Annotated in this window: 12 protein-coding genes and 1 pseudogene; 4 read left to right on the plus strand and 9 right to left on the minus strand. The window is 62.7% G+C overall.

The features are described from left to right. Positions 1–228 precede the first annotated feature (228 nt). Complete coding sequence (gene rpsU / locus OLX23_RS24735) at positions 229–429, plus strand: 30S ribosomal protein S21 (protein ID WP_264448022.1); 201 nt, start codon at positions 229–231, stop codon at positions 427–429. 66 nt (positions 430–495) lie between these two features. Here rpsU and OLX23_RS24740 read toward each other — a convergent pair. Beyond that, positions 496–1,461: pseudogene (locus tag OLX23_RS24740) on the minus strand (tyrosine-type recombinase/integrase); the annotation flags it as partial. Between the two features lie 283 nt (positions 1,462–1,744). Then, positions 1,745–4,714, minus strand: a complete 2,970-nt coding sequence (locus OLX23_RS24745; protein ID WP_007015734.1) for a Tn3 family transposase — start codon at positions 4,712–4,714, stop codon at positions 1,745–1,747. 140 nt (positions 4,715–4,854) lie between these two features. On the opposite strand from OLX23_RS24745, the gene OLX23_RS24750 reads away from it, so the two are divergent. Both OLX23_RS24750 and OLX23_RS24755 read left to right on the plus strand, forming a co-directional pair. Continuing rightward, positions 4,855–5,424, plus strand: coding sequence for a recombinase family protein (locus OLX23_RS24750; RefSeq protein ID WP_007015735.1), 570 nt, complete (start codon positions 4,855–4,857; stop codon positions 5,422–5,424). Next, positions 5,425–6,798 (plus strand): hypothetical protein, encoded by a 1,374-nt coding sequence (locus OLX23_RS24755; RefSeq protein WP_127692131.1) that lies wholly within the window; start codon positions 5,425–5,427, stop codon positions 6,796–6,798. It abuts the gene before it with no gap. A gap of 60 nt (positions 6,799–6,858) precedes the next feature. On the opposite strand, the gene OLX23_RS24760 is transcribed toward OLX23_RS24755, so the two are convergent. Continuing rightward, on the minus strand, positions 6,859–7,089 hold the full coding sequence (locus tag OLX23_RS24760; protein WP_264448024.1) for a hypothetical protein: 231 nt from the start codon (positions 7,087–7,089) through the stop codon (positions 6,859–6,861). Between the two features lie 671 nt (positions 7,090–7,760). Here OLX23_RS24760 and OLX23_RS24765 point away from each other — a divergent pair. Next, positions 7,761–7,952 (plus strand): hypothetical protein, encoded by a 192-nt coding sequence (locus OLX23_RS24765; RefSeq protein ID WP_264448025.1) that lies wholly within the window; start codon positions 7,761–7,763, stop codon positions 7,950–7,952. Between the two features lie 238 nt (positions 7,953–8,190). On the opposite strand, the gene OLX23_RS24770 is transcribed toward OLX23_RS24765, so the two are convergent. From OLX23_RS24770 to OLX23_RS24795, 6 genes are all read right to left on the minus strand, one after another. Beyond that, positions 8,191–8,691, minus strand: coding sequence for a MucR family transcriptional regulator (locus tag OLX23_RS24770; RefSeq protein WP_264448027.1), 501 nt, complete (start codon positions 8,689–8,691; stop codon positions 8,191–8,193). A 200-nt stretch (positions 8,692–8,891) separates the two neighbouring features. Next, positions 8,892–9,317 (minus strand): hypothetical protein, encoded by a 426-nt coding sequence (locus OLX23_RS24775; protein WP_264448028.1) that lies wholly within the window; start codon positions 9,315–9,317, stop codon positions 8,892–8,894. After that, positions 9,314–10,078 carry a hypothetical protein gene (locus tag OLX23_RS24780; RefSeq protein ID WP_264448029.1) on the minus strand — a complete coding sequence of 255 codons (765 nt, stop codon included), beginning with the start codon at positions 10,076–10,078 and terminating at the stop codon, positions 9,314–9,316. The genes OLX23_RS24775 and OLX23_RS24780 overlap by 4 nt, the downstream gene beginning before the upstream one ends. 66 nt (positions 10,079–10,144) lie before the next feature. After that, positions 10,145–10,888 (minus strand): carbonic anhydrase, encoded by a 744-nt coding sequence (locus tag OLX23_RS24785; protein WP_264448030.1) that lies wholly within the window; start codon positions 10,886–10,888, stop codon positions 10,145–10,147. Beyond that, positions 10,881–11,879 (minus strand): TerC family protein, encoded by a 999-nt coding sequence (locus OLX23_RS24790; RefSeq protein ID WP_264448031.1) that lies wholly within the window; start codon positions 11,877–11,879, stop codon positions 10,881–10,883. Before OLX23_RS24790 ends, OLX23_RS24785 begins: the two co-directional genes overlap by 8 nt. 119 nt (positions 11,880–11,998) lie before the next feature. Further along, entirely contained in the window at positions 11,999–12,175 is a 177-nt protein-coding gene (locus OLX23_RS24795; protein WP_319641353.1) for a YdcH family protein, read from the minus strand. Positions 12,176–12,516: the final 341 nt, after the last annotated feature.

Consider the following 12,516-nt stretch of genomic DNA (forward strand, 5'->3'; position numbering starts at 1 on the left):
GACCGGGCCGGTTGCTAGCTGGGCAATCGCCGGCAGCGCCATGGCGTGGCAATTGCGCGCCAAAGATCGCTATCGCGCGCGGTCCACCTTAAACTGATCACTCGGGCCCGTCCGCGCCCCTTGCCAATCATCTGCCCGTTGTAGCGCTATATCGTCTTGGCATACCCGCACGGCAGCCGTACATGAACGCGTGTATATTCAGCCGCGCATCGAAAGCCCCTTCCCCCCATGCAGATCCTCGTCCGCGACAACAACGTCGACCAAGCCCTGCGCGTGCTCAAGAAGAAGCTGCAGCGCGAGGGCCTCTATCGCGAAATGAAACGACGCGCCGCCTACGAGAAGCCATCAGAAAAGCGCGCCCGCGAACGCGCCGCTGCGGTCAGCCGCGCGCGCAAGGCCGATCGCAAGCGCGCCGAACGCGACCGGTAAGACGGCTGGCAGCCGTCCGCGGATCCGCGTGATCCGCGACTTGGGTTCCATCGCTCCGCACCGGCGTCACCCGAGCCGCGTCACCAGGCGCCCGACCGCCCCCGCTTCTGCGGCCAAGTTCCGGTTGTAGGCGAGCGGCATGCGCGGTGATTTCCAGCGCAGCGCGTCCATGATCCCGGCAAGGTCCTCGCCGGCGACGAAGAGATCCTGGTTGAGCCCGACGCGCGTCGAATGCGCGCTGATCCCCTTGAGCAGCCGTGCGAGGTCGTCGGCCGTCAGATCACCGAGCGCGCCGCGATCGAAGGCCCGGGCAATGATCGTCCGCCAGATCGGTCCGATCGAGCCCGGGTGCAGCGCCCCCCGGCCTACATCGTATTCGACGCGCGCGGGCACCGCGGGCTTGGGCAGGGTCTTGCGCAGATCCCAGGTTTCGCGGGGGCTGATGCTCTCGATGCGCCGCCCCGGCACCGCCGCGCGCGCGCGGTAGCGGCGTACCTGCACGCGGCGGAACAGGGGCCCCTCGCCGATCCCGGCCGCTGCGGTCCAGGCGGCGATCGCGCGCACCGAGCGCGGGGACAGGAAAGCGGTCGCCCCCTCGCCTTCGGCATCGCCCTTGTGGCGCGCAATCATCAGCAGCCGCGCCTCGGGGTCGAGCGCCTCGACGATATGCGCAAACTCGATGGCGACGAGCTCGGAGGCGCGCAGCCCGGTGTCGTAGGCCACCGACAGCAGCGCGCGATCGCGCAGGCCCGGCAGGTCGTCGGCGCAGGCCTCGAGCAGCGCGCGCACGTTGATCCCGCGCGGCGCCTCGCGCTCGACGTCGCGCACGGGCCCCTTGAAGCGCAGCGGCCGCGCCTGGGTCTGAGCGGTGCCCTTGGCGCGGCGGATCGCGCGCAGCCGCAGCTTGACCAGTTCGGCCTGGGTCGGATCCTTGAGGTCGAGCAGCTGGTGGATCTTCGCGATCGAGGCCTTGTAGCGCGCGAGCGAGGCGGGCTTGGCGCCGGCCCCCGCGCGCGCGTCGAGATAGGGGGCACCTCAAGGTTCGTTCGCCAGACAACGCTAAGCCGGAGACGTCTCTGAAACTCTGCAATAACCTTTTTGCATGCCTGCCCCATTGCGCGGGTCTAGCCTGACCGATTGGGGGGTCATTCCGACTCAGGCGGGGTACGACATGGCGCGGCGCAATTTACTGACGCGGGAAGAGCGCGAGCGGCTATTCCTACCAAGAACCGACCACTTCTCGATCATCAGGAACTAGAGGGCATAGCGTGGATGGTACGCTAAACAACGCTAAGGGCGAACAATCAGCGAACGCTTATGCGACGCGGCTATCCGGCGGGAGATTGAGGGCCTTGCGGCCAGCGGAAGCGGCTGCGCGATCCCAGAGGAAATCGCCGGAGAAGGCAATATGCTCCCAACCCACGGGGGACGTATGGGCGAGCAGATAATCAGGCACCGCGACCGAGGTTGATCGTAGATGCTGGGCGGCAGCATCCATGTAGATCGTGTTCCAGTAGACGATCGCGGCGATGACTAGATTGAGGCCGGATGCCCGATATTGTTGCGCCTCATGGCTGCGGTCGATGATCCGGCCTTGGCGGAAGGTGTAGATTGCCTGCGTCAGGGCATGGCGTTGTTCGCTGTTGTTGAGACCAGCATGGCATCGCTGGCGCAGATCGGGATTTTCCAGCCAGTCCAGCATGAACAGGGTTCGCTCGATCTTGCCGATTTCCTGTAGCGCGACGTCGAGTTGGTTCTGCCGTTCGTACGCGGCGAGCTTTCGCAGCATGACCGATGGCGCGACATGGCCGGCCTTGATCGAGCCGACGAGGCGCAGCACGTCATCCCATTGTTCAGCGATGATGTCGGTGCGGATACGCTTGCCCATTAGCGGGGCGATGGCCGGATAGGCCTTAACCGGCGCGATCGGCGCGAGGCGCCGGTCTGGAAAGTCGCGCAGGCGCGGGCAGAAGCGAAATCCCAGCATCGCGCACAGGGCGAAGACATGATCGGTCGCCCCGCCAGTGTCGGTGTAATGCTCGACGATTTTCAGATCGGTGCCGTGGCTGGTGAGGCCGTCGAGAACATAGGGTGCCTCATGCGTCGCGGCAGAGATCACGTTGACGTGGTAAGGCGCACGCTGGTCGGAAACATGAGTGTAGAAGCTGAAGCCATGATCGACGCCATAGCGGGCGTTGATATCGCCGCCCGATGCACCGCGCTTCGCGCCCCTGAAGAACTGGCCATCGGAACTGGACGTTGTGCCGTCGCCCCATACGCGCGAGAATGGCAGGCGGTGATGCGCGTTGATGAGCACGGCCAGCGCCGCGCAGTAGCTGTCGTCGCGGATATAGGCGTCATGGGTCCACAGGAGCTGGTCGCGCGTCACGCCCTGGCTCGCGGCAGCCATGCGCGACAGGCCGAGATTGGTGGCATCCGCAAGGATGGTGGCGAGCAGCGCGTTTTCGTTGGGGCACGCTTCGCCGGTGCGCAGGTTCGTGAATGCAGCAAGAAAGCCGGTTTCCTGCGCCACTTCATGCAGCAGCTCGGTGATGCGGATGCGGGGCATCATCGCATCGAGCCGGTCAGCCAGCGCTTCGGCATCGGGCATCGCGATCGTGCGAACCGGGGATATCTGGAGGCGGCCGTCGCGGAACCGCACACCCTCCAGAGCGTCGCGCTTCAGGCGCTGGGCAAATTTCTTCAGTCGCCAGTCCAGTTCGCGGCCCCGTTGTTCGAGCCATTCGCTGGCTGTGGGTGGCAGACCAAGAGCCGACACGATTGGCTTCGCCTTCGGTTCGCTGAGCAGGTAGCTGTCGAACTGGCGGTATCCCGCCGATCGCTCCACCCAGACATCCCCCGAACGCAACTTGTTGCGCAGATGCGCGATCGTTGCGATTTCCCAGAGCCGCCGGTTGATCTTGCCGTTATCGCCAACGACGATTTTTCGCCATTCTTTACGGAAGGGCATCGGAGCGTCGGTAGGAAGATCGCGTTTGCCCGACCTGTTGAGGTCGCGCAGCATTTCGATGGCAGCGATCGTTTTCGCACTGCCCTTTCCGGCCCTGAACTGGAGCGTCTCAAGCAGGTCGGGGGCGAACTTGCGTAACGTCGCATAGCGGTCGGCCGCGACCGTCAGCGGATCGAGGTTGGCGGTTTCCGCGATGCTCGCCACTTCCGGCCTCGCCTTCATCAGGGTGTTCCACCCGACCGATGCGTCCAGGACCTCAATTGGATCTTCGCCAGTATCGACCGCATCGGTCAGCGCATCGATCGTTCTGCGAAAGATCAGCATCAGCCGCGCCACGTTCTTCGATGTGGCGGCATAGCTACGCGCCTGGGCATTCTTCGCGCGGGTGAAGATGCTGCCGATCAGCTTGTCCGCCATCTCCAGAGCGCTGTCGGTCAGCTGCTCTTCAAGATCGAGCAGGAAGGCAACCAGCGTGGCGCGCCGCCGGGAGGGAACGTATCGCTCGATCATATAGGCAGGCGATGCACGGCCTTCCCGGACATATTGCCGGAAGCGGTCCGCGTGGATGCGGCCAGCCACGTCCGGGGAGATGCCGATCTTCCGCACTTGCCGCAGGCGGTCGAGAATCTGGCGGATATGATCGGGCCTTGCCGCGATGGGAATGGTCTTGAGCGAAGCGAGCTGGCTCATGCCCCCGGCGTCGTCAAAGAGCTGGTCGAGGGCGTGGACCTGTTCAGCGCTGAGATCGTCGATCAGGGCATAGGCGGCTTGCTTGCGGGCACGCGCGCGCCCCGCGCTGCTGGCACGCTCGATGGTGGAGATGGACGGCAGCAGAATCCGGGCCTCACGAAGGGCGGTGACAACACCGGTCGCTATCGTCATCCCCTTGTCGGTCGCCCATGCCGTTTTCGTGGCCGCTTCGATCATGAACGGAATATCGGCACGCGTCGGCCCTCGCAGTCCCAAGCGCGCGGCTAGCTCGCGAGCATGGTCCGTCATGGTCTGGTCCCTCGCCGCATAGTCAGCCAGATCCGTGACGCGCAGGCCAAGCTGTTCTGCGACGAAGGCGGCGAGATCATGGGGCATCGCTCCCCTGTTCTGTATCAACTGCGCCAGTGTGATGCCCGGGTGGCGCAAGAGCGCGAGTTGCAGCGCGACGCCCAACTGGTTCCGTCGTTCCCGTCGCGCGCCGATGATCTCGATGTCCGCAGGCTCGAAGGTGTAGAGCCGAGCCAAGTGGTCGCGATCGGTCGGGATGGCAAGGATCTGATTGCGCTCGCTCTCGGTCAGGAGTTGATGCTTGCGCTTCGTCATGCCGATTCCCGTCCACAAAAGGTCAACTGCGCCTATGGACAGCCATGAGTAAAGAGACATAGTATGTGGACGGCTATGGGCGGGGTGAAGCGGTCGCCCTTCAGAGCGTCCACAGAACGACCGTTTGGGAGACACGATAGATGGGCGGCATTCTGGGCTACGCCCGCGTCAGCACCGGCGATCAGGATGTGGCGGGCCAGACCATGCGACTGGAGAATGCCGGCGCCATCAAGGTGTTCACCGATGTAATATCGGGAAAAAGCATGGAGCGGCCTGGACTGGCCGAACTGATCGCCTATGCCCGCAAGGGTGACACGCTCGCCGTGGTCCGCCTCGATCGGCTTGGGCGTTCGCTGACTGAACTGCTCGCCACAGTCGAAACTTTGCGCAGCCAAGGCATCGCCCTCCTGAGTCTTGAGGAAAAAATCGACACCTCGTCGGCCGCCGGCGAACTCATCTTCCATGTGTTCGGAGCTATCGCCCATTTCGAGCGGCGGCTAATCTCTGAGCGGACCCGCGATGGGATCGCCGCTGCACGCGCCAAGGGCAAGCAGCCTGGCCGTCAGCCGCTCGACATGTCCAAGGTGGATGCGGCCATCAAACTGGTCGAAGCCCGTATCTCGCCGACAGAGGCAGCACGGCAACTCGGCATCGGCAGATCCACCATCTATCGCGAAATGCGCCGCCTTGGCGTGGAAAGGCCTGCCTGAATGTCCAGATTGAAATCTGCTCACGATCTGTCCGGGCTGATGAAATATGCGGATCGTGCTCCGTGGGACGAGGCGATGGATGAAATGCTGTCCGCGCATCTCGGTCCGGCATGTGAAGCGACCGGCCTCGAACCCGACGCCATATTCGAGATCATCGGTGATCATTGGCAAGGGCCGCTATGGGGCTGCGCCTTTGAAGATCTGCTGACACAGGAACTGGAACCTGACGGTCGCAATCTGGTCGATGACTATCTCAAGCGCCGAGGCTGGAACGAGAAGGCGCCGAACAAGGCCTATATGCGCGCGCTGCGGGATACGATGATGTCGCTCTATGAGGTTAGCGAGGTCGTCCCCGGTCAGTCGATGACCTTGCGTGATCTGTTGCGGGATGTTGCGCCAGTCACGGTCCGCGAACACGGCGCGACACAGACCCTCGTCAACTGGGACAAGATCGCTGCACGGGTTGTCGATGTGAACGGTCGCCATGGCATCTCGGGCGCGCTGTTGCCGTTCAGCGCTGATGGCGCCCTACAACTGATCGACGCGTTTGGCCGGCTTGCGGACGATGCAAAGGACACCTCCGAACTAAACCAGACCGACCGGGATGCTATTTTACGGGCATCAGGCCCGATGTTCACGAACATGTGGCTGCTCGATTGTCTGGGCAAAGCCATGCCTGGCACCATGCCGGATATGGTCAACGCCGATGGCGATGATCTTGTGTTCCACCGCATCGTCTTCCCCCTGGCCAAGGGCGTGATCGGCAAGAGCGTGGTTCGCAGGCTGAACGCGGCACAATGGCTGGAGCCTGCCAGCGACACATTCTGGAACTGGCTGGTGCCGGTGACGAAGAAGAGAAAACCACGAACGGCCAAAGGCGGGCAGGCTTTTGTGACGACCATGGAGGACGGCACACCCGTTTTCGCCAATGTCGAGTTGGCGGGACGCAAACTGATCGTTGAGGTCAATAGTGCCGCCCGTGCGGAGAAAGCGATTGCGCAAATGGGCGAATGGCTTGGTGATTGCGTGAGCACACCTATGACCGAAATCCGGACTCTGGCCCAGTTCATGGCTGATGACGCCGCCCGCGCTCCGCAGGAAGAGCCGCTCGATATCCCGCCGGACGAAATGGAGCGCATCGTTCATGATATGCTGACACGCGAATATACCAAAACGCTTGATGAAGCGGTGCCTGCCCTTGGCAACAAGACGCCGCGCGCTCTGGCCCGCACGAAGGCTGGCCGGGCGAAAGTGGCCGACTGGCTCAAATATATAGAGAAAGGCGCAGCAAAATCCGGGGTCGGCGAGCCAATGGCTACCTATGATTTTACGTGGATGTGGCAAGAGCTGGGCATCATCGGCCTCCGCAGGTGATGCCCTTGCACGCCGTTCCGGTATTGTTCGTCCTTAGCGTTGCTTGGCGTACCTCCCACGCTATGCCCTCTGAAGGAATACGGATCTCGAACGCTCCACCTCGCCGACGATCGCTCCATTGCGAAAGATCGTGCGGCGGGCAAAGACGGGAGAGCCGTGACGAGCGAATGCATGCTCAACCGCCTCGATCGTACGATCTGCGCCGATACAAAAGTCGCGCGGACTGGCAAGCAGCAGGACTCGCTGCATACCCCAGACTGCGCCGAAGCCGTCTTCGCTTTTGTCAGGCATTATATCTCACCGGCATAAGACTGGCGATGTTTGTCGCTACCGCAATTGTCCCTTTAGGACAGGTTGCATCAGCACAACTCTTGCTCGACTTGCGCCACCGCATGTCCTAGCTTTCCGGCGGGCAGCAGCGATGTGACAATGAAATGTCACCCCCCAATCCTATCGACTTTTGGTAACAAACCAGACGGTTCGCTTCCAAAGCGCGCGCATTGCTTCAGATGATCAACCCAGCAGTGCCTACGTCTGGATGCTGAGAAGGTAACGTGACCGATTACGGGCATGGTAGTGCTTCTCGTAAATCCGCCCGGACCAGTTCCGGACGATGGCCGACCGCTGGGGACGGCTTCCAGCCGCGCGGCGGACCGAAGGCCCCAGAGTTGCGGAGGACCGGAGCGGACGGGCTAATTTGAACGCGAAGCGGGCGCGCGGAGCCGCCGCCAGGCGGCGGGGAAATCAGTTCGAACGCGATGGTTTGTGCCGCGCGGCGCGCCGTCCCAGGTCCGGGCCGGAGCACTGGAACGGTTCAGGAGGACAACTGGAAGGAAACCCATATTGACCGGGCGACAGGCGCCGCGATGATCCCGATACGGGATGATCCACGCTGTTTCATAAGCGCTGGAAAGACGCTAAATCTCAACGGGATGGGGGATCAGAAAAGCATTTTGGACAGCGTGAGGCGGCTGATCGAGCAGCTGGCACCGACACCCGTGTGCGAGGCCTGCATTGCCGAGCGCCTCAAGCTCGCGCCCGGCAAACCCGTCGAACGCCACACCCACGAACTTGCCGGGATCGACGGTTTCGAGCGTGATCGCGATGCATGCGCGCTGTGCGGCCAGACCAAGAGCGTCATTCGCAAGCACTGATCGCGCGGGAGGCCGGGAACCATCACGGCGGCTGATGCGTAGTAGGACAAACGGCCGCCGCTCCCTTTCCCCCCGTTTAGCGGCCGCCGATATTCCCCTAGCCCTCGCCGAAAGGCGAGGGCTTTTCTTATCTGGGAGCACCTGCCGCGCTTTCTTTCGAGCGCAGGATGCCGCCGGGTCAGGCATTACGCGAGGCGCACGGGCCGCGCCCGTGCGCCTCGCATGTGGCCCCCGTGTCTTATTCGCTGGCAGCGGGTTTCGGCGCGCGCTTGGTGGCCGGCTCGGCCGCACTCTTGGCCTTGGGCGCGACCTTGGTGCTGGGCTTACGGCCGAGGCCGATCTTCTTGGCGAGGCCGCGGCGCATCTCTGCATAGCTCTCGGCGACCATCGGATAGTCGGCCTTGAGGCCATAGCGTGCACGGTAGTCGGCGGGCGTCAGGCCGTGCGTCGACAGGTGGCGCTTGAGGGTCTTGTAGGGCTTGCCGTCGATCATCGATATCAGATGATCTTTCGATGCAAGCGAGCGGCGCACCGACACGGCGGGCGTAAATTCTTCGGTCGCAGGAGCTGCTTCTTGCGCGGCCTGGGGCGCGGCAAGATTGGTCACGGCACCATGCATGGTCTGGAGAAAGGTAGGAACTTCTTCGGCCGACGCACGCGTGTTCGGATTGGACAACCAGGCGATCGTAAGCTCGGTCGCGAGATCCAGAAGGGTGCTGTCGATTTGTTCTTCGGCCATGCAAATAACTCCATTTCGGATTGAAACTCCTAAACGCTATATTGCGACGTCAATCAATCTTCTTGTGCGAGGCGGCATTGGTCTTTTGCCCCAAAAAACCGCCGCGCGAGCCGCATCAGCGGCGAGCGGGGCGGCCGAAAGTTCCGCCTGTTTTATGCGAAGATAAGAGGGTGGCGCGACCCCGCGCCACCCTCCGGCAATCACGCGGCCAAAGGCTGCCGCGGCTCGCGGTTCTTCCCGGCTTCATCCTCGCCGGGCGCCTCGCACGACATCGCTTCACGTGCGCCTTCGACGATCCCAGCCGCCACAACCGAGCCCACGCCGCCGCGCGTCGTGTAGGCCGAGGGCGGGAAAGCCATCCAACGCGGCACCCAGCCCTCGACTTTCTCGCGGCCATCGGCCCCCGCGAGATGCGCCTCGATGATGCCCTTCAAGGTCTTGCCTTTCTCCTTGGCATTTCCCTCCGCGACCTGCGCGCCGGCGACTGCATCGACGGCAAGGCTTCCAGCGTGGAGGGTTTCGCCCATGACAACGGCGAGCACGGCCATGACGTCCTCGTCGCCGAGCGACATCAGTCGCAGGAACAGTCCGGCGAGACGGAAGCCATCGCCGTTGCCGCCCGTCACGCGCGGCTCGTCGTCGGCCAAGCCGAGCAGGCGCAGAATCTTGAGCCGGGCGAGGTCGAATTCGGCCTCGGACTTGGACTCCGCAACGCTCTGCGAGACCCATCGTCGCGCGTAGCCTGCGGCTCGGGCCTGACAGTCCAGAGCGCCGAGCCAACGACGGCGTGCGCGACCATGAGCCGCAGTGCCACGCCCGGTGCCCCGAGCAGCGCAGCCCGCGTCGCTGCGTGTCTATGCAGATCGATATAGGTGCAGAGATTGGCCGTGACCTCGGCGCGCGCGGGCTTTGCGGCGGGCTCGCCACCCTCGCCCTTCTCGACTGCCCGGCCCTCCTTCTGACTGACATAGCCTTCGTGGAAGGTGACCTCGCCGCTCTGCGCCACGTCGATGTAGACACGCCTGCCCTTGCGCTTGGCCGCCTTCTGGTGCTGCCAGAGGTGGAACCATTCCCCGCGCGGCACGACGACGACCTCGCGCCACACCTCGTCGAGATAGGCGGCGCGGCGCGCCTCGATCGCCTCGTCCTGCTTGGCCCAGAAAGCATCGGCATCGGCGAAATAGGCATCCTCGCCGAAGAGGTCAGCCACCTGCGCCATGCCCTCGGGATCGAACAGCGCGAAGTGCAGCGGGACCGACTGCCCGCCGAGCAGCAAGGACTTGAGGCCTTGGCCCATGGGAGCGCGCTTCTTGGGATCGTCCACGAGCGCCAGCCGTTCGCGCTGGCGCGCCTTGCTCGGCAGACCTGCGAACCAACAAGCGCGCACACGTACATCAGCCCTTGCAAGGCAAGCTCCACTTTTCGAACCGATCTGCCGGGACTTCCATAACCATCAAGGACGATCGAAAAAATCGACGCGGCCAGTCGCGATCTCATAGTAAGCGCCCACCACTTTGAGACGGCCTTCGGCTTGGGGCTTTAACATCAACGGATCGCTTTCGTTGCGCATGACATCGACCACACGGCGAACATTCTGCTTGATCGCGTTCTGTGTCGAATCCCCTGGTTGGCCACGAGCTGCAAGGACTGCGGGAATGATGGGCTCTATCATATTGTCAATCGCACCGGGAAAACGCGCATTGCTAGATACCACTTCCATCGCGGCCTTCACAGCACCACAAGCCTCATGCCCCATGACAACGACCAGCGGCACGCCGAGAACGGCAACAGCGTATTCGATCGATCCCATGGCCACAGTGTCGACCGTGTTGCCGGCGTTCCTGATGATGAACAATTCGCCAAGCCCGCGCCCAAACAGGAGCTCAGGCGGCACGCGGCTATCCGAGCAGGTTACATAGGCCACAAACGGCGACTGACCGCGCGCCAACTCGAGGCGCCGCTGGGCATTGATATCGATGGTGGGCAACTCGTTTCGCAGGAAAGCCTGGTTCCCCTCGATCAGCAGGTTTAGCGCGCCGTCTGGGGTAAGCGCCGACTTGCCATCTTTGACCGGCGCAGGGCTCAGCGTGCGCCGACGACCTTGAACCGGTTGTCCCGCTGCTGGCGCTGCAGCAATTGCGACTGCGGTCAGAGCGCCAGCAACCAGACTGCGCCGATTGATGATGGGGCTATGCATGATTTTCTCCATTGATGGGCCTAGCGAGGGAGTGAGCACGGGTCTTCCAAAGGGACGCGATGCCGCTGGCGAGGATTGCGAAGGTCATCGAGAGTGAGGCGACCGGGGGAATTTTGGCGAGGCCCAGCGCATCGGCGACGAAGATTTTCGAGCCGATGAATACGAGCAAAATCGCCAGAGCGTACTTTAGGTAGTGGAACCGATCTACCATGGCGGCGAGCGCGAAGTAGAGCGCGCGGAGACCGAGGATCGCGAAGATATTCGAGGTGTAGACGATGAAGGGATCGGTGGTGATCGCGAAGATCGCCGGCACGCTGTCGACCGCGAAAACGACATCGACAATCTCGACCATTAACAGCGCGAGCATGAGCGGCGTCATGAACCAGGCCGGCTTTCCCGTGACGGGATCGGCCTCCTTGACCCAGAAGCGCTCGCCGCGAAGTCCGTCCGTGACGCGGAAGTGCCGGCGAACCCATTTGAGCACCGGATTGGCCGCGACGTCGTATTCCTTGTCGGCGAACATCCACATTTTGATGCCGGTGACGATCAGGAAAGCGGCGAAGAGGTAGAGCACCCACCCGAACTGTTCGACGAGCGCAGCGCCAAGCGCGATCATCACGGCGCGCAGGACGATCACGCCGAGAATGCCCCAGAACAGCACGCGATGCTGGTAAATGCGCGGCACAGCGAAATAGGTGAAGATCATGGCGATGACGAAGACATTGTCCATCGCCAGGCTCTTCTCGATGACGAAGCCGGTCAGGTAGTTCATGCCGGCGGTCTCGCCCATGTACCACCACACCAAGCCACCGAAGGCAAGGCCGAGCGCGATATAGACCGCCGAGGTCACAAGGCTCTCGGCGACGCCGATTTCCTTCTGCTTCCGGTGTATGACGCCCAGGTCGACGACGAGCATTGTGATGATTGCGCCAAGAAAGCTCAGCCACAGCCAGAGCGGCGTGCCGAGCCAGAGATAGCTCAAAAGTTCCATCGGGAATTCCCATCGATTACTCGATGCGGTCCGACATGGCGGTCATATATACCGTCAGAGGGTCCTGGTCCGCGAAGCTGGCGTGGACGGCGCCACAGCGCCGCCCTTCGGTTCTTCGATTAAGCGGGGCGCATACGGCGCATGCCGGCAGCTAGCCTGTCCTTAACGGCGAGCCTCAGCTTTTTCAGTCTGATCAGCCGAAAGTTGTTGGGAACACGCCGACGCTTTTCCCTTTCGATTTCGGCATCGATCCGCTTGTGAATAAGCGTGAGCCGGAACAGCCAGTTGGGCATCATGATCCTCCGTTGCTTTGAACGCTGTCCGCAAGAGACAGCAGGTCGGATGCGGCTCGACATCACGATCCTTTAATCGCCAGAGGGGCCCGGGCCGCAGGAGGAGAATAGGGTCGGTTGTCTCTCGAGGGTAATTGGAACCTGTCTTACTCCGCTATAGGGCCAGCCTATTGCGCACGAGAATGTCGAACTGGAGGATTTGGCGTTCAGACTGAAGCTGCGTAACCGTCCGGCCTGAGCCGCTTGTCGAGGTTGGGCTGTGAGCTGAAGACGTCCTTAGGGTCGCACACAAGGACGCGCTTAAGGACAGCCATGACGCAGGTAACGGTGCTGACGGGGGCGGG

Origin of the sequence: Novosphingobium sp. JCM 18896 (assembly GCF_025938095.1) — a bacterium.
GTDB lineage: Bacteria > Pseudomonadota > Alphaproteobacteria > Sphingomonadales > Sphingomonadaceae > Novosphingobium.